An 18,107-nucleotide genomic window follows, 5' to 3' on the forward strand; every position below is an offset into this window, starting at 1 on the left:
GTATAAGGAATGCAACCTAGTTGCAAAGTTAAGAGTGGCAATTAAAAAGCCCTCTCTTTCCCCAAAAGAGAAGTCCGCTAATCCTTAGGCATAAACCTAAGAACTAACGGACCAATCATGAAATAACAAAAAAAGAGTCTCTTAGTTTTCCAACGAATAATCGATGGTGCTTACCACTCTTACCTTTTTAATATAAGGGGTATTACCGTCGCGATCCTCAATAGTAAACTGTCCTTGATTAGCTCTAATGATCACCCCTAAACTACTCTCGGAGTCTTTAGCAAACTTTTCTGCCGCACTGCGGGCATTCTTCGTTGCTTCCTCAATCATTTTCGGCTTGATCTGATTCAATCCGGTATATTCGTAACTCACCCGATAATTATAATCACCCGAGGTAATAGCTACACCATGTCTCAAAAGTTCAGCTTGTTCATTGATAATGCCACGCACTACATCGACCTTGTTAGAAGTAACCGTAATCACTTCAGTCACATTATACCGATAAGGAGAGGCTTGATTGCTACTATAACGCTCAGCCTGCATATCGATGATCTCTGGAGCATTAATGCTGATCTCTTTCTCTTCAAGCCCTTTGCTCTTAAGAAAGTTCACAATCGTGGCATTCGACTGTTTGATGTCATTATAAATCGTGTTGAGATTATTACCTAAGCTCTTATACATTAATGGCCAAGTCACTTTATCGGCAGGCACTTCCATCTCGGCCAACCCTTTCACACTAACCGTACGGTTACCTTCAGCCATGCGATCAAAGCCCTTCCAGATAAACATTCCCATCAGGACTAAAGAAATAGCCAACATCCCGGCTTCTACTTTGTAATTTTTCATTCTCGTTTCGTTTTTTTATAGATTAATACCTTATTGATTGATTTTCTTATACCTAAGAGAATCAAATATAGAGATTACAAGTATAGAATGCAACTAATTATTGTTTTTTAATACAATAAGAAAAGCAGTCGTCTACTAGTCAACATCTTCTGCTGCAATACAGGGTATCCTACCGGAGGAACCTTCATTTCGCCGGACAGTCGTTCATCCTCCCCACTAAACTCTAAAACAAAGTAAGGCTTAACGTAAGGCTTCAAGAATGAAGAACAAACTTCGAAAGATTTCATCTGCATCATACACATCATTTTAAGCAACAAATACAAGTATACAAAAAAAACATTACTTTTGTATACACAAATATAAAACCATTCGATTCTAATCATGAAAAAAATCAGTTTACTTTTCCTAACCACTTGTTTATCTCTCAACGTATTAGCCGGGAATCAGTCCACAAAGATGACTCCTCCTATCATGGGGTGGAGCTCTTGGAACACCTACCGGATCAATATCAACGAAACATTAATCAAGCAACAAGCAGACGCCATGGTCAACAGAGGATTGAAAGCAGCAGGCTACTCTTATATCAATGTCGACGATGGCTTTTTCGGTTGGCGAGATGAGAAAGGTTTGATGCATCCCCACCCCACACGCTTTCCAAACGGAATGAAAGTTGTGGCCGGCTATATCCATGCACTCGGTTTAAAAGCCGGTATCTACTCGGATGCCGGAAGCAATACTTGTGGTTCGATATGGGATAATGATAAAAATGGAATCGGAGTAGGACTATATGGACACGAGACTCAAGACGCCAAGCTATTCTTCAAAACATGGGGATTCGACTTTATCAAAATAGATTATTGTGGCGCAGGACAAGAGTTAAACTTAGACGAACAAAAACGTTACTCCGAGATTCGGGAAGCTATTGACCGTTTAGGTTGCGGTCAAGTCTCGATCAATATCTGCCGATGGGCTTTTCCGGGAACATGGGCCAAGTCCATCGCTCGTTCGTGGCGGATCAGTGCCGATATTCGTCCCCAGTGGAATTCCATCAAATACATCATCGATAAAAACCTTTATCTGTCGGCATATGCCGGAGACGGGCACTACAACGACATGGATATGCTGGAGATTGGTCGAGGCCTCAGCAAAGAGGAAGAAGAAGTACATTTCGGCATGTGGTGCATCATGAGCTCCCCTTTATTAATTGGTTGCGACTTAACCACTATCCCCGAATCCTCGTTGAAATTACTAAAAAACAAGGAACTCATCGCACTCAATCAAGATCCTTTAGGCCTTCAAGCCTATGTAGCGATGCACGATAACGACGGCTATGTCTTAGTGAAAGACATCCAACAGAAACGAGGCAAACAGCGTGCCATAGCTCTATATAATCCGTCGGATACGGTTTGTCACTTCTCAGTCCCCATGGAACGACTAGAACTCGGCGGAACAATCAACGTCCGTGATCTCGTTAAGCAAGAAGACCTACCCCAAATTACGAACGTCTTAAACCGAGAAGTCGCCCCACATAGCGTACTGATCTTAAAATTAGAAGCCGAGCAACGACTAGAGCCCTCTCGTTACGAAGCCGAATGGGCTTACCTGCCATGCTTCGACGATTTAGGAAAGAGAAGCAAAGCAGTGGCATATGCTCCAATGAAAGAAGCTTCCGGAGGGATGAAAGTCAGCTTCATCGGGGGAAGAAAAGAGAACTACGCCGAATGGAAAGAAGTCTACAGCGAACAAGGTGGTCGATATGCCATGACCATCCAATATGTACCGGGAAAATACCGAAAACTTGAAATTACGGTTAACAATGAGAAGATAGCAAACCTGGAAGATCTGGACAGCAGCACGACCGACCCTCTATCCTCCATCACAGTATCCGTACGTCTAAAGCCCGGCAATAACGTCATACGCATGGGAAGCCCATACCATTGGACGCCCGATCTCGATGGTTTCACCTTAAAAAAGATCGATTAGCCATAAGAAAAAGCAAAGCCCCTTTGAAAAGATTCAAAGGGGCTTTCTGTATCAATCAGTCGAAAGTCAAGTTGTTGATTACAACATTATAACTCGTTACCAATTCGGGTTATTAGGTAGAAGCTTTTCATTCATTTCGATCTCTACTCCCGGTATCGGCCACAAGTAATCACGATCTTTAGAGAAGTTGTACTCATAACGCTTATCACCGAATATATCGGTTGCAACACGGTTACAAGCCGTTTCCGCAATCTTCCAACGTCTGATGTCACTATATCTCAATCCTTCACCGGCAAACTCAACTGCTCTCTCATGAATCAAGCGTTCACGAACTTGCTCTTTAGTACGAGCTTCCATCCAAGCATCTCCATTATTAATCAATGGCATGTTTGTTGACGGACGAGAACGCACTTCATTCAGATATTTCACCGCTTCATCGACCTTGCCTAATTCATTGTAACACTCAGAAAGCATCAATAGAACATCAGCATAACGAATCAATGGGAAATTGATAGGCGTATTCGTACGATTGGTGATTTGTCCCCCGCAATCGCTTTCCGGAACAAACTTTCTGAACCAATACCATTTGAAATTACCTTCTTCAATATATCCGTTATCTGCTTTAGTTACAGCATCCGAGAAGTATACACATTGCATCATTTTAGGAGCATTCTTATTCCATCCCGAGTAATAAGAATACGGAGTGATACAAGTCTGCATCAAACGTGGGTCTCTGTCGGCATAAACAGCCTTAATTGTTTCAAGTTTCTCAGGATATTCTGTAACCACCCCTTTACTGTCGTGCTTACAGCTAAACAGTTGTAGTTTTTCCTTCGAGCTCATCTGAGTGTAACCCGGGAGATAAGTGTTCCAATCAAACTTACGACCGTCTTTCATTTCATACGAGTCGATAAAGCCCGGATCAAGCGTCAAGCTAGCCCAACCAGATCCATATGTACTACGAGTTCCTAAATAGAAAGCCATACACAATCCGTCATTAGCATCACCCACTCCTCCGGAATTAGAGATAAAGAAAATCATCTCTTTATTTTCGTCGGTATCCGGTTTAAACATCGAAGCATAATCATCGCATAAGCCACAACCATATTTATCCTTGTTATCCACTAAATCTTGGAAATCCGTTTTCGCTTCTTCCCATTTCTCGGCATACAAGTTGACTTTACCACGCAAAGCTACAGCAGCAGCTTTAGTTGCTCTTCCATAGTTTTCTTTGCTCCATGAATAAGGCAAATGTTGCTCAGCAAAATCAAGATCTTTAATGATGAAAGCATTCACTTCTTCTTTAGAAGAACGAGGGTTGAGCATCTTATCGAATGTTTCAGACAAGATCCAGCTCTCGTCATAGATAGGCACATCACCATAGAAGTCCACTAAATGAGCATAGAACAATGCACGCATAAAACGAGCTTCAGCAAGATACCCATTCTTAGCGTCATCTGTTGCTTCGATATTCGGAATGTTTTGGATCGCATGATTCGCCTTAGCAATACCATCGTACAAATTTTTCCATTTCTCAAGATAGGCTCCTGTACGGTTAGTCGATGCTCCCCCACAAAGCGTTGAATAGTCATTACATATGGCAATATCCGATAAAGCATCCAACATATAGTACTGACCAAACAATGCCACACTCGGACCACTAGAACTCTTCGTTTTCATACAATTATAAACTCCCATCAGCCCCTGTTTGGCATGAGTCTCTGTTTTCCAAAACGTTTCGGTACTGATCTTGTCATGTGGATATAAATCCAGATCATAACATGATGTCAACATTGAGGACATCAATAAAGAACCTATTATTAATTTGCTGTATGTTTTCATACTGTATTTCATTTAAAATTAAAAGCTTAAATTAACACCAAACGAGGCTTGTTTCATCGCCGGATATCCCCAACCAGATTCAGGATCAAGTCCCGGATAATCAGTCACCGTAAAGAAGTTCTCCAAACTGCAATAAACTCTAAGCTTTTCTAATTTCACTGTTTTAGTCCACTTCGCAGGGAAAGTATATCCTACTTGGATATTCTTCACTCTCAAATAATCTTGTGATACTAACCAGAAATCACTTGAATCGGTATTCTTTCTTTCTGTAATGGCAGTTAAGCGAGGGAAACGCGCTTTGCTGGTAATGTTACCATTCTCGTCTAAACGACCCGGATACCATCTTCCCTCAGCAATATCTTTAGCAATCATATAACCACTCTCGATACGGGTAGTATATTCCAATCCGTTATAAACCGATTTCGCTCCTTCTACCCCTTGAAGCATAAATGAGAAGTCAACACCTTTCCAGCTCAATCCGGCACTAAAACCATAAGTCACAGGAGCTGCCGAACCGCTGCCGTAAGTCACTCTATCGTCATAATCCACAAGACCGTCACCATTAGAATCGACATACAACACATCACCCAATTTTGGAGTACCTGCCGAATAGACTTTTCTTGGAGCACGCCCTTCAGCCTCAGCTCTAGCGGCTTCGGCATCCAACATCGCTTGAACCTTCTTCAAGTCGTTTTGATCTTGAACAATACCATCTGTTGGACGCAAGTACAAGATATTTATGCTATATCCTTCTTGAATAAACCGGTCACCGTCGTATGAACGTTCACCACCTTTGAACTTGGTAACCTCATTAGTCACATACGTAAAGTTTCCATTCATCCAATAAGAAACATTGCCAATCTGATCTTTCCAACCAAGTGTCAACTCAGCACCTTTGTTTACCACCTCAGCACTATTCATTTTAGGAATAGAAGCATTTCCATGTACTCCAGGAGCAGGTAGGTTAATTAAGATGTTCGCTGTACGTTTATTAAACAGATCAAGAGAACCTGTTAATCTATTTCTCAAGAAACCAAAATCAAGACCAACATTAGCGACATAAGTACTTTCCCAAGTCAACGAGCTATTAGAGATAGCCGTTTGTGCCAATCCCATATTGACGCCATTACCCAAGATATAATTCGATTTAGAGTAAGTAGATACCGCATCATAATTGCCGATCGAGTTGTTTCCTAATGCACCGTATGAAGCTCTCAATTTTAAAGCATCGACCCATTTTATCTCTTTCATGAATTCCTCTTGATCAAGACGCCAGCCAAATGAACCTGAAGGGAAGTATCCCCAACGTTTATCTGCAGCAAATCGAGATGAAGCATCGGCACGAAGATTGAACTCTACCATATATTTATTATCCCAACCTAAATTAAGGCGTCCAAAGAATGAACGCATCGCCCATCCGGCACGAGAACCGCTCGCACTAGCGTCACCAATAGCGCCATTAATAACATCTAAGCTAGGATCTAGTAAATCGTATTTATAAGCACTATTACTGCGAGACTCGTATTGTTCTTGGCTTCCACCCAACATGACAGCAAGATCTAGCTTATCTTTAATAAACTTATTGTTATAGCGCAACACCCCATCCATGAAGTGACGTGTATTACGAGTTGTAGAATTACTGATGCTCGTTCTACCTTGTCCGCTTTTCATCATCGTGTCTGTCAGGAAGTTCCAACGGTCGATAAATACCGGTTTACTCCAAACCTCGTTATCATAATAGTCATAAGTATAGCTCCCCGTAAACGAAAGTCCCTTTAGAGGAGATAAAACCATGTTAAAGCTCGAACGGAAATTTCTAGATAGATTCTCACCATCTAATTCATTCAATCGAGTCAATACATTATTCTGAGAAATATCCTCCGGGTTGTGTGGATAGCCGTAGCGTCCATCCGGGTGACGATGAACCATTCCCGGAGTCGTCTGCTTAGCGTAATTGAACACGTCTCCAAGTGAAGAAGCATTAATGTTACGTGAAGCATAATAACCGGTGATATTCGAACCCAAAGTTATCCAGTCGTTTACTTTAGCTTCAACGCTACTTCTTAAGCTATATCTGTTGTAGTTTGTGTTTTCAACAACTCCAGGATTCTCCAAATAAGTAAACGAAGAATAATGTCTCAATTTGTCGGTACCACCACTTAAAGAAAGCGTATGCTGCTGAGCAATAGCTGTGTTACCAAACAAGACCTCATAAGCGTTCGAATTAGGATACAACAAAGGTTCATTTGGATGCTGTCTCCACAATTCAGAAGCATCCGGAATGCCATTTCCGTCATTATCTTTAAATGCCACTCCCTTACCGGAGTTTGTGTATGCCTCATTAACCAACTCCATGTAAGAAGCATAATCACTAACCGGTTCCAAAATCTTAGTCGGCCGTTCAATAGAGAAGTATCCGTTATAATCCAAACGGATTTTACCCTCTTTTCCTTTTTTAGTCGTAATCAAGATAACACCATTGGCTGCACGAGAACCATAGATTGCTGCCGACGATGCATCTTTCAATACTGACATGGTTTCAACATCATTCGGACTCAAGCTACTTAATGATCCTTCTACACCATCGATAATAACTAAAGGAGCAGAGTTATTTAAGGTACCTTGTCCACGAACCTGGATGGAAGCGCCATCAGCACCCGGTGCATTGCTACCGCTCGTGATTTTAACTCCTGCCACCATTCCGGCAAGCGCTGTAGAGAGATTGTTTATAGGACGACTCTCCGACATCTTATCCACATCAACAGCAGCTACAGATCCCGTTAAGTTAACTTTTTTCTGAGTACCGTAGCCCACGACTACAACTTCATCGAGTTGCTTGCTATCCTCCTTCAACTTAATCGAAAAGTTAGTCTTTCCGGTCGCATCGATCTCTTGCGGAAGGAAACCAATGTAAGTCACTTGAAGAATTGCATTAGAAGGAACATCAAGCACAAAGTTTCCATCAAGATCGGTTATTGTGCCAATAGTGCTTCCTTTTACAAGAATGTTTGCCCCAATGATGGCCTCACCTTTCAGATCGACAACTTTTCCTTTAATTTTTTTGTTTTGCTGAACAGTAGATGAGATAACACCCGAAGGAATTCCGGGAACGTCAGAAGCGTAAGAGAATGTCCAAGCTCCTCCTGAAAGAAACACCATCAGTGATGAACTTAACAGCACTCTTCTTGAGAGAGGCCATAATTGCCACTTGTCTGTTTTCATAAATTTATTAGATATTATTAATAATAAAAATGTACAATAGAAATCAAACTATTTACAAAGCAAAAGTATGAAAGAGAACAATGTGTCTATAGGACAAATCATACGTAATAGTAGCACATATCATTCAAATACCAGGGAAACGTTACCGCACACAAGAAGAGTATAGTTACAGAAACAATTCAAAAAGAAGGGATAGACCGTTATAAGAGGTATAACGAACGAATCTGTAACGGATAAAAAAAATCCCTTTACAAAGAATGTCGTATTCTTTGTAAAGGGACAATTGTATAGTAAAAAAAATTAATCGTTTATACCGACTCCGAAAACCGTCTGTTGCTTTTCAACCTCCCGTACCTTCAGTCGGTTGATCTCTTTCTTCAGCCGTTCATTCTCTCGTTCTAGATCCGTCTTCCCGGCATTCGTCTGATGTTTAGGATTAATCTTGTTTATCTGCGACAACTCGTTCAATGAGAACAACTCTCGTTGATCGTTCGATACGCTTTCAAACTCAAGCACGCCCTCGATCGGGCGAGCTAAGCCGGCATGATACATCGAAGCACGAACCTTGATCTTTCCGGGCTTCACGGTCGACTGTACCAATACGGGAGCTGCTCCCCAAGAAACTCGACGAGGATTTGCTCCGATCGATTCATCGCCGATCAATCGTCCCTCGCCCTCAATCTCGAAATGTAACACAGAATTGTTCAAGCGCTTCACCGTTCCCCGTTTATCGACAATTTCCGCTACCACAGTAACCATATCCGATCCATCCGCTTTAAGATCAATCCCGTCATTATCCAACCGCAACACAATATGATCGACCTGACCCGATGGAAAACGTTGATGAGTAGCAACAACTTTCCCGTTCACAAGTCCTTCCGCCAACAGATAAGCCTCATCTTGCTTTCCTGCTCTAGCCATAGCTTTCCAATCCATGAAATGAAAAGCATCGGCAAAAGTGATGATCGGTGAAGGCATGCCTTTATGATGAGGATCTTTCGTATAAGAATAGGTTTTTCCATTTTTAAAGACCGTTAACCGAACCTCATCACAGTTAGAGTAGACGGTAACCTCTTGAGGTGAAAATGGAGTCAACTCATGGGCAATATAAATCATAGGTCCATTCTCAGCAATAAGATCACTCTTCTGAGGTGAGCGTTGCGACATGAACATGTAATACGAAGTCTTGGGCTGACGGAAGGCATCCATGATTCCACCATAAAAAGGATCGGCATGATAGCCTCTCTGATGATCGAACGAATGCCAAAAGCAAGCTCCGACAATTTGACTCGGCTTATTGCAGATGCTCTCATAACACAACGTCTTATAAGGAGGATTGGCATAATGTTCAGCCTGAAGTAACATCGGAACTTCTCCCCATTCAAGAGAGACCCGACTATCTGAGTTCTGTGCATTCCAGTCATCCACATTATCACCCCATTCTCGAATGAAATAGGTCTTGTCCGATCGAAGCTTAGATTCAATCGGTCGCAATAATAACGAATAATACTCGTCACCGGCTGCTCCATGATCGCAAGCCGCAACGCTATAAGGATAAGGGTATTCTTCTCCACAGATCTCCAATGCTCGTTTGGCAAATTCAACCGGATAGTGTGTCTCATTTAGGATAGGCTCCCAGAAGAACAAGGAAGCATGATTACGATGCAGACGTACCATGTTGCGAATATCCGAATATAATCGTTCAGAAAAGATAGGCTTATCGTTCCAGAACTGCCAGCCCGGTACCTCAACCAAAGCAAAAAGTCCCAGTTCATCACAAGCATCCATGAAGGCCGGATCAATAACATAATGAGTCCGAATCACTTTAAGTCCCGCATCTCTTAGTTTTTTAGCATCACGCCACTGCATCGAATTTGGCATGGCATTGCCCAAAACAGCAAAGTCTTGATGTCTATTGGTGCCCATCAACTTCTCCGGATAAGGCTTACCGTTGATCCATAACCCCTCTGTCTGTTTAAATTCGATGCTTCGAATCCCTATGCGTCGACGATAGCCATCGATCACTTTCCCTTGAGCATCTTTTACAAAGACATCCAAATGATATAGATATGGTGAGTCCGGGCTCCATAAAGAAGGGGCATTCACCTCCAACTGACCGGCAGCATACTCAGCCTTTCCCCGTTTAATAGAAATTCGCTTTGACAAAGATTTTACCAACTCTCCATCGTTCTTTCGCAATTCGAAGGTCACTGTAACCCGCTTCGATTGTTCCGATTGGTTACGGACATGGGCTTTCAAATGAACCATTGCCTTTTTCTCGGTCACATCAGAATAAGAGACGAAAAGACCTCCACCGGCAACCTCATTCTCATAATTAGAATTAGTGATATAAACGTCATTATGAGCAATCAGCCAACAGTCACGGTACAAGCCTCCGAAATACGTAAAATCTAAAAGGTTCTGAGGTTTTCCAACCGGATAATCAGGATCATTGCTATTGTCCGCTTTGATAGCGATCACATTCTCATGAGCCCAAGAACACCTCTTAGTGATATCAATGATTATAGGTAAATAACCACCATAGTGTTTCTTCACGAGTTCTCCATTCAGATAGATCTCCGATTTTCCCATGATCCCCTCAAAATGGAGGAACAACTGCTTTCCTTGCATTTCCTTATTTAAGGTAAAATGCTTACGATACCAAGCTATCCCTTGATAGTTGATGCAACCGCTTGCCTCGGTGGGTAGATATTCCAACCCATGAGGAGCAGATACCACCTCCCATTGAGAATCATCAAAATCGGAAGCATAAGGAGTTCCCTTAACCTCACCTTTCATAAAACGCCAAGCAAGGTTCATCGAATAGGCTTTTCTGCCGGTGTTAGGAAGTTCGTAGAATCCGGCTGTTGAGAATCGAGCCAAGGATGCTGAGCTCAGATTAGTACTCGAAAAGAGTAAAAAGAGAACAGATAGTAAAAAGAGCTTTTGAGTATTCATAGTTATAAAATTTATTCGCAACAAAAATAAAGATAACTATCCGGAACAAGAGCATCTTTTGTCCTAAAGAAGCGAACAAATTGTCCACTGAGTGATCTATGTATTTTTATTGCGAATAAATCTTAGAGATTCAGGATCAGAGCTTAGTCTTTGTGTAGCTATACCCCAATCGGCGCATTTCAATGGCAACCCCCAACTTATACATCACCTTAACCGTATGCGAATAGATATGAAAAGCATCAGTCGTCTGAGGGTTAATCTGTTCTCTGCGAATTAAAGTCAAGGCACTTTCCGATAGACTTTGTAACGCTGCCTCCATCTTTTTGTATTCGGGACTTTCAAGAGATAAGTTCAGAATCTCTTCGATGATGTATTCGTCCATAGCATCGAATCCGCGCGGATTGCGCAACGCAGCATAAAGTTCCTGCTGTTGCGAACAACGGTCCCAATCGGTATCCCACAAATGCGCCAAAGCGACTCCCAGATAACCCGCCCATGCGATAGAAACCATGGGATAATGAGTAATCTCAGGAACGGCATCGGCCATGTATTCGGGAGCCATCTCTTTCCATTTCAGATCGAGCTCTTCAGCTTCTAGCCATTGGCCTTTCAACCAACCGGCTTGAGTGGCTTGCTCTAATAAGATTTGCTTCAAACGCTCTTCATATTGAACGAAATAATCGAGCGGATAGTTATTTTTTATCATGACTGCTTATTCGTATTATGCCATCGTAAACGTTCTTATTCGACTTTCATCAATTGAATGTGGAAAATCAAGGTCGAATATCCGGGGATATTACCATTGCTTCGTTTTCCATAACCCAACTCATAAGGAATAACCACTTCATATTCCGAACCCTCAGTCATCTGTTGAAGGACCTCTTTCCAACCTTCAATCACATCGAACACCCGGAAAAGTGCAGGTAACGGCTCGTCTAGGTTACTCTCAAAAACTGTTCCATCGACAAACTGACCTTTATAATAGACATGAACTAAAGAAGTAAAAATAGCTCTTTTCCCCTCCCCTTGCTTAATAACACGATATTGCACACCACTCGGTAATGCAATCACCTCAGGGTTCTCTCTATTCGTTTTTAAATAACGACGATTTCGTTCTCTGTACTGTTGTTTACTACTTTTCATGTTTGAAAAAAGTTATTGATTTAAAATCTGATTATTGCTGAACCATCTGTTCTGCATGGAGCAAAACAGGTCACAAAGGTAATGTAAAAGAGTCAGTTCACAACCGTTTTTAGATCAAAACAAGCAATTTGCCTCAACAAGCCATTCGTTTAAAGAGAAAAAGAGAACCGTTTCGCTTCTGTAATGGATTGTCCTTATGGCTATGTCATGACCATTCCCAATGGGCAAAAAAGGAGAATTATTCCCTTTTTTATCTGATGAGAGAGAAGAAAAATAAGTTTAAACAGCGTCAACCGACCTGATGAATAAGACAAAAAGATAGTCCACCCCAATCGTCAACTGCTCTCAGAAACAGGTCATTCATCGGTCGCGTTTCAGTTGCATACGTAGACAAAGCAGTTGCATACGGCGGACACAAGAGTTGCATACGGTGGGAAAATTATTTTCATACTGACGAAACTAAAGTGCCAACGTTTGGAAATAAATTTCCTAACAAGGGAACTAAAACAGTAGCCTTTAAAACAGTTCGTTTTGGCTTTTAAAAAAGGGAATCAGCCTTTGAATGAATGAATCAGCACCTTTCTAATTGTAAAAAAACACTCCAAGAAAATCGGACAACCAAAGTTAGCCACATCAACATCGGTTGAGAAACGGGATATCATGAGGGAACAAGCCGATAAGATAGGATAGAATAAGATAGAATAAGATAGAATAAAATAGGATAAGATCAAATCGAAAGAAACAACAACGCCCAATGGAGGGGGGGTGACTTGGAACGCTTTTCAAGAACTAGGCCTAAAGACGAAGAGGGGGAATCAAAACTCTTGTTTTGATACCCCCTCCTATCTTATCGTCTTAATCGTTTCTTAATTCAGCTTTAATGCCGCGTCGTCATGATACTGTTTTTGGAGTTTCACCAATTCCTTCTTTAAGGATTTAACGATCTTCTCAGTACCCGGTCGACCATAAATATTATTCATTTCATGAGGATCATTCTTTAGATCATAGAGTTCCCACACATTGATGTCATTGTAAAAGTGAATCAGTTTGTAACGTTCCGTTCGAACGCCATAATGACGTTTCACCGCATGTTCTGCCGGATACTCATAAAAATGATAATAGAGTGACTTTCTCCAGTTTTTGGGTTGCTCACCTTTCAACAAGGGTAAGAATGAAACCCCATGCATCTCCTTAGGCGTACCGAGACCTGCAATCTCAAGGATGGTCGGCGCATAATCAATATTCTGAACCATTTCAGGAATATCCCCCTTCTTTCCACCGGGATAGCGGATCAACAATGGGGTACGGAACGATTCTTCATACATGAAACGTTTATCGAACCATCCGTGTTCTCCCATATAAAAGCCTTGATCGGAAGTGTACACAATCATGGTGTTTTCTAACAGATTATTTTTCTCCAAATAGCTCAATAAACGTCCGATATTACGGTCGACCGAACGAATGACTCTCAAATAGTCGCGCATATATTGCTGATATTTCCATTCGGCTAAAGCCTTACCGGTGGGATGTTCCTCTTTGAATTTTCGGATCACCTCATCATAATGCTTGTCCCAGATCGCCTTTTCTTCAGGCGTCATGCTATCATACATCCTACGCCCGACTTGCTCCAACCGACCGGAGTGAATCTCGTTCTCCTTATCTGCCAGTTTAAGATCGTAAATCAGATCCATATCTTTCATGATGCTCATCTCCTGTCCCGCGGCAGCTTGACGGTTCTTATAATCATCATAAAAGTTCTCCGGCAGTTCAAACGTCCGATCATTATAAAGGTCTAAGTCTTGCAAGTCCGGCATCCATGTACGATGAGGCGCTTTGTGATGTAACAACAAGCAAAACGGTTTATCTTTTTCTCGTCCATGATCCAACCAGTCGATCGCTTTATCCGTGATCACATTCGTCACGTAACCTTTCGACTGTACCTTCTCGCCATTCTTTATAAAAGGAGCATTATAATAAATGCCTTGCCCGATTAAGATTTCAGAATAATCGAACCCTATCGGCGCAGAGCCTAAGTGCCATTTCCCAACGATTGCCGTCTGATATCCGGCTTGATGCAAAAGCTTCGGTAAAGTGGTCTGAGTCCCATCAAAGACTTGCGAATTATCAGTAAAGCCATTAGCGTGACTATGTTTACCGGTGAGCATGCAAGCCCGGCTAGGTCCGCTAATCGAATTAGCCACAAAACTATTGGTGAATCTCACCCCCTCATTCGCCAAGCGATCAATATTGGGCGTTTGAACAAATTTATTGCAATAAGCACTAATGGTCTGATAGGAATGATCATCCGACATAATATAAATGACATTCATCTTCTTGGTCGGCTCTTTAACATCCGCCTGATCTCCTGCTCCATTTCCATATACTGTCGCAGATAAAGCAAGAAGAGACAAGGTCATCATCTTTTTTTCATTTCTCATATTACCGATTCTTTATAGGTTCTCCATCCATTTAATTTGTTTCCATTCCTTGCAAGGGTCGTTCTCTTGCTTCTTTCCGGGGGTACTTCTTCCATTGCGAATATAACCCGCCATCAGTTCCTTCAATTCAGCGACAACCTCCGGATAATGAGCGGCAACATTCACTCTTTCGCTAGGGTCGACAGCCATGTTGTAAAGTTGTATTGGAGGTAAAAACTCTAACGCTTTTTTGTCGTTTGGCAAAGGAGCACTCCAACCGCCTGAACTTGGAGAAAGTAATAATTTCCAGTTCCCCTTCCGGATGCTGAACTCGCCATTAATGGAATGGTGAACCACCGTTTCACGAATCGGCCGACTCACCTGTTTCTTTTTCAACAAAGGCACTAAGCTATAACTATCCACTCCGTCGGATGCTTTCATATCGTAGCCGGCAATATCAGCAAACGTAGCAAAGAAATCGGTTAGGCAAATAGGTTGCGTCACCACATGAGGCTTCGCTTTGCCCGGCCATCGAACAATACACGGAATGCGATGTCCTCCATCGAATAAGTCGGCCTTTTGTCCTCTATAAATATAGCTCGGATAATGTCCTCTAGCTTGCAATCCTTTAATGTCGGCCCCTAGGCTACATCCATTATCGGAAGTAAACACGATCAAGGTTTCGTCATCTATCCCGGCCTCTTTAACGGTTTGTATGATTTCTCCAACCACCCAGTCAACCATCATTACGAAGTCGCCGTATGGGCTCAACCCCGATTTTCCTTGAAAAGCCTTAACCGGTAAGATGGGAGTATGGGGAGCCGGTAGTGCAAAATAGAGAAAGAACGGATTTTCCTTCTGAGCATTCTCTGTGATATAGCTTTGCACGCGACGGGTAAAGTTCGGCAAACAATCTTCATGATCAAAGTCACTACCAGTAGGCCCTTTACGCCAAAATCCCAGCCCCGTATTTTCAGTCTGACGATTAGGTAATGAGGTGGGCAAGTCATTCTCGACATAAACATAAGGATCCATATCTAAAGATCCCGATATACCATAGAAATAATCGAACCCTCTGGTCGTAGGGCCCTTTTCTATTGGCTTAGAGAAATCAACCTTGTCATGTCCTGCATCCACATTATTCCAGATCCATCCCAAATGCCATTTGCCGATACCGGCCGTATGATAATTCACGGAACGCAACACCGAAGGAATCGTGCTTTGATGGTCCGTCATGAAAGGCTTGTCATATCCAAATAAGACATCCGATTTTAGAGAAGAACGCCAACAATATCGGCCGGTAAGAATACCATAGCGTGTTGGTGTACTCACAGAGGAAGGTGAATGTGCGTCAGTGAAGTTGACTCCTTCTTCCATCATTCGATCGAGATGAGGCGTATTAATTTTGCTACCGGGATTTAATCCGGATAAATCGCCATACCCCAAGTCGTCAGCGAGAATAAAAATAATGTTTGTCTTTTGCTTTTTAGCCGCACTTACAACTAAAGGGGCTGCAGCCATCATAGATAGTAAAATCGTGCTTTTCTTCATATTAAATACTCTAAAGGGATTATATAAAGCCCAAAAATACACAAATTCGATGAATTAACCGACTCAAAAAAGCCTTTGTTTAAGCAACCGCCTCTTCTCATCTTCAAATATATAAACGTCACACAACTATAACTCATATAGACGCTCATTAACATAGGCCACCAACAAACTCATAACTAGAGACATACAAGAGACTGACAGCACAAACAGCCGCGTACCAACGGACCGGATATATCTACAAATAAAATAGCGACAACATAAAGGCGAAACAGATCATCAAGATAGTCGATCGTTTTTATCACTCTTTTACAGCCATCTATTGCATATATCAAGTCATATACGTATTTTTGCTATCATTATAAATTTTTAATAAGATTCCACATGCCAGAATTCACCATAAAACAGCATAAGATTAATCTTCATTGCCAGAGTTTTTGGGCTCAATTAGGCATCGGGGAATATAAAAGGGAAACACTCAAACGAGTACTTTTCATGATCTGCTTATTGCTTTCCATTCCCACTTATGCTCAAAACAAACCAACCATAAAAGCAATCGGGGACTTAAACTACCCTCCCTATTCGTACCTCAATGAAGATGGAGAGATTGTTGGATATAGCATTGACGTAGCCAAAGCCATTTTTGAAGCAGCGGGTTTGGATTATACCATTGAACTCGCCCAATGGGATACCGTCTTAAGTGATTTTGAAAAGAAAAAAGTCGATGCCATCATCGGACTCAACTATTCTGAAGAAAGAGCGGCTAAATATGCGTTTAACTTTGCTATGACTTACGTCTATTACGACTTTATCACTTTAAGTTCCAGTCGCTTTATGACCCATCAAGATCTAGAAGGCAAACGCATTATTTGTATTAAAAACTATCTATCCTGCCAATATCTGGATCAAATTGACTTCACCGATCAGATCATTACCGCCCCCAACTTATCACAGGGACTACAAATGCTACTGGCAGGTAAGGGCGATGCCCTTATGTGTGATAGAAAAGTTGCCCAATATTATATTAAGAAAGAGCATAAAGCCAACACTTTTCGTTCAATACCGGCCGATCTCCCTCCATTTGAGCATGCCATTGTTGTGCACTTAGACGACCCAAAACTATTACTCAAACTAGACAAAGCGTTTTTTGTCGTCAAAGAAAACGGATCATTAGAACTGATATCAGATAAATGGTTCGGAGAAAAAAGATATTTCCAGAAGCATAAAGATTTAATCTATTTACTAGGGTTTATCACTCTAGGACTCTTCATCACGTTTGTTTTTATCATCCTACAACGACGTAACATCGCAATGGCCACAGCAAAGTTGAGAGCTTCAGAAGCCTCACTGATAAAAGAGAAAGAGAAGGTAGAACATTCTGATCGCCTAAAATCGCTCTTTCTGGCTAATATGAGCCATGAAATCCGTACGCCATTAAATGCGATTGTCGGATTCTCACAGTTAATCACCCAAGAAGAGAATAGTGAAACCAAAGAGGAATATTCAAAACTGATCACAACAAACTCCAACCTTCTCCTATCGATCATAAACGACATCCTCGATCTATCCAAAATCGAGTCTGGCATCATCGAAACGGAATCGCAAGAGTTCGATTTCTCAGAAACCTTTAAATATCTAGAACAGACTCTGCGCCAAGAGGTAAAAAACGCCGATGTTCCACTCATCGCGATTAATCCGTATAAACATTGCATTATAAAAGGAGACAAGCATCGCTTATCCCAAGTCATAACCAACTTCGTTATTAATGCTAATAAATTTACCGTTCAAGGTTATATTGAAATGGGCTATCGTTACGAAGACAACGGATTATATATCTATGTCAAAGATACAGGAATCGGGATCGAGAAAGAACACCAAGAAAAAATCTTTGAACGCTTCTATAAGATCAATGAATTCACACAAGGAACCGGATTAGGTATGTCGATTTGTAAAGCCATAATGGAACAGTGTCATGGAAAAATCGGTGTAGAATCGGTTTACGGAGAAGGTTCTACATTCTGGTGTTTTTATCCTTGTGAAGCCGAAATAGAAACAAAAGCATAACTCCTTTTGTTCCCGTTTTATTCCAAGTCCAATTACCAACCGGGAATTTCCAACCTTCGATTTAAAATTTCCCATAAAATCATA

The 18,107-nt window shown here is 41.6% G+C and carries 11 protein-coding genes; 2 read left to right on the forward strand and 9 right to left on the reverse strand.

Going from position 1 to position 18,107, the window contains the following annotated elements:
- Nucleotides 1-141 precede the first annotated feature (141 nt).
- Both AC4PG5_RS05020 and AC4PG5_RS05025 read right to left on the reverse strand, forming a co-directional pair.
- On the reverse strand, nt 142-846 hold the full coding sequence (locus tag AC4PG5_RS05020) for an SIMPL domain-containing protein (protein WP_492030335.1): 705 nt from the start codon (nt 844-846) through the stop codon (nt 142-144).
- 107 nt (nt 847-953) lie between these two features.
- Complete coding sequence (locus AC4PG5_RS05025; RefSeq protein WP_492030336.1) at nt 954-1,142, reverse strand: hypothetical protein; 189 nt, start codon at nt 1,140-1,142, stop codon at nt 954-956.
- 85 nt (nt 1,143-1,227) lie between these two features.
- On the opposite strand from AC4PG5_RS05025, the gene AC4PG5_RS05030 reads away from it, so the two are divergent.
- Nucleotides 1,228-2,829: an alpha-galactosidase D gene (locus tag AC4PG5_RS05030; protein ID WP_492030337.1), complete on the forward strand. Its 1,602-nt coding sequence runs from the start codon at nt 1,228-1,230 to the stop codon at nt 2,827-2,829.
- Between the two features lie 96 nt (nt 2,830-2,925).
- Here AC4PG5_RS05030 and AC4PG5_RS05035 read toward each other — a convergent pair whose 3' ends face one another.
- The 7 genes from AC4PG5_RS05035 to AC4PG5_RS05065 all read right to left on the reverse strand — a co-directional run bounded on the left by AC4PG5_RS05035 (nt 2,926) and on the right by AC4PG5_RS05065 (nt 15,962).
- Nucleotides 2,926-4,671, reverse strand: a complete 1,746-nt coding sequence (locus AC4PG5_RS05035; RefSeq protein WP_492030338.1) for a RagB/SusD family nutrient uptake outer membrane protein — start codon at nt 4,669-4,671, stop codon at nt 2,926-2,928.
- Between the two features lie 18 nt (nt 4,672-4,689).
- Nucleotides 4,690-7,893: a SusC/RagA family TonB-linked outer membrane protein gene (locus AC4PG5_RS05040; RefSeq protein ID WP_492030339.1), complete on the reverse strand. Its 3,204-nt coding sequence runs from the start codon at nt 7,891-7,893 to the stop codon at nt 4,690-4,692.
- 300 nt (nt 7,894-8,193) lie between these two features.
- Nucleotides 8,194-10,851: a glycoside hydrolase family 2 TIM barrel-domain containing protein gene (locus AC4PG5_RS05045; protein WP_492030340.1), complete on the reverse strand. Its 2,658-nt coding sequence runs from the start codon at nt 10,849-10,851 to the stop codon at nt 8,194-8,196.
- Nucleotides 10,852-10,987: 136 nt separating this feature from the next.
- Nucleotides 10,988-11,557, reverse strand: a complete 570-nt coding sequence (locus tag AC4PG5_RS05050; RefSeq protein ID WP_492030341.1) for a hypothetical protein — start codon at nt 11,555-11,557, stop codon at nt 10,988-10,990.
- A gap of 35 nt (nt 11,558-11,592) precedes the next feature.
- The gene (bamJ, locus tag AC4PG5_RS05055; protein ID WP_492030342.1) at nt 11,593-11,994 is read right to left on the reverse strand and encodes a BamJ family beta-barrel-assembly machinery protein; all 402 of its coding nucleotides are present in this window, start codon (nt 11,992-11,994) and stop codon (nt 11,593-11,595) included.
- An 866-nt stretch (nt 11,995-12,860) separates the two neighbouring features.
- On the reverse strand, nt 12,861-14,432 hold the full coding sequence (locus AC4PG5_RS05060; protein ID WP_492030343.1) for a sulfatase family protein: 1,572 nt from the start codon (nt 14,430-14,432) through the stop codon (nt 12,861-12,863).
- A gap of 12 nt (nt 14,433-14,444) precedes the next feature.
- The gene (locus AC4PG5_RS05065; protein ID WP_492030344.1) at nt 14,445-15,962 is read right to left on the reverse strand and encodes a sulfatase family protein; all 1,518 of its coding nucleotides are present in this window, start codon (nt 15,960-15,962) and stop codon (nt 14,445-14,447) included.
- Nucleotides 15,963-16,343: 381 nt separating this feature from the next.
- Between AC4PG5_RS05065 and AC4PG5_RS05070 the strand changes: the two genes are divergently transcribed.
- Nucleotides 16,344-18,023, forward strand: coding sequence for a transporter substrate-binding domain-containing protein (locus tag AC4PG5_RS05070; RefSeq protein ID WP_492030345.1), 1,680 nt, complete (start codon nt 16,344-16,346; stop codon nt 18,021-18,023).
- The last annotated feature ends 84 nt before the right edge of the window (nt 18,024-18,107 follow it).

It is taken from the genome of Bacteroides sp. QWL-09, from assembly GCF_058683585.1.

Excerpts from the sequence above, each read along its gene's own strand:
- AC4PG5_RS05035 (WP_492030338.1), bottom strand. The coding sequence starts at position 4,671 with ATGAAAACATACAGCAAATTAATAATAGGTTCTTTATTGATGTCCTCA.
- AC4PG5_RS05065 (WP_492030344.1), bottom strand. The coding sequence starts at position 15,962 with ATGAAGAAAAGCACGATTTTACTATCTATGATGGCTGCAGCCCCTTTA.
- AC4PG5_RS05025 (WP_492030336.1), bottom strand. The coding sequence starts at position 1,142 with ATGATGCAGATGAAATCTTTCGAAGTTTGTTCTTCATTCTTGAAGCCT.
- AC4PG5_RS05050 (WP_492030341.1), bottom strand. The coding sequence starts at position 11,557 with ATGATAAAAAATAACTATCCGCTCGATTATTTCGTTCAATATGAAGAG.
- AC4PG5_RS05060 (WP_492030343.1), bottom strand. The coding sequence starts at position 14,432 with ATGAGAAATGAAAAAAAGATGATGACCTTGTCTCTTCTTGCTTTATCT.
- AC4PG5_RS05030 (WP_492030337.1), top strand. The coding sequence starts at position 1,228 with ATGAAAAAAATCAGTTTACTTTTCCTAACCACTTGTTTATCTCTCAAC.
- bamJ (WP_492030342.1), bottom strand. The coding sequence starts at position 11,994 with ATGAAAAGTAGTAAACAACAGTACAGAGAACGAAATCGTCGTTATTTA.
- AC4PG5_RS05040 (WP_492030339.1), bottom strand. The coding sequence starts at position 7,893 with ATGAAAACAGACAAGTGGCAATTATGGCCTCTCTCAAGAAGAGTGCTG.
- AC4PG5_RS05045 (WP_492030340.1), bottom strand. The coding sequence starts at position 10,851 with ATGAATACTCAAAAGCTCTTTTTACTATCTGTTCTCTTTTTACTCTTT.
- AC4PG5_RS05070 (WP_492030345.1), top strand. The coding sequence starts at position 16,344 with ATGCCAGAATTCACCATAAAACAGCATAAGATTAATCTTCATTGCCAG.
- AC4PG5_RS05020 (WP_492030335.1), bottom strand. The coding sequence starts at position 846 with ATGAAAAATTACAAAGTAGAAGCCGGGATGTTGGCTATTTCTTTAGTC.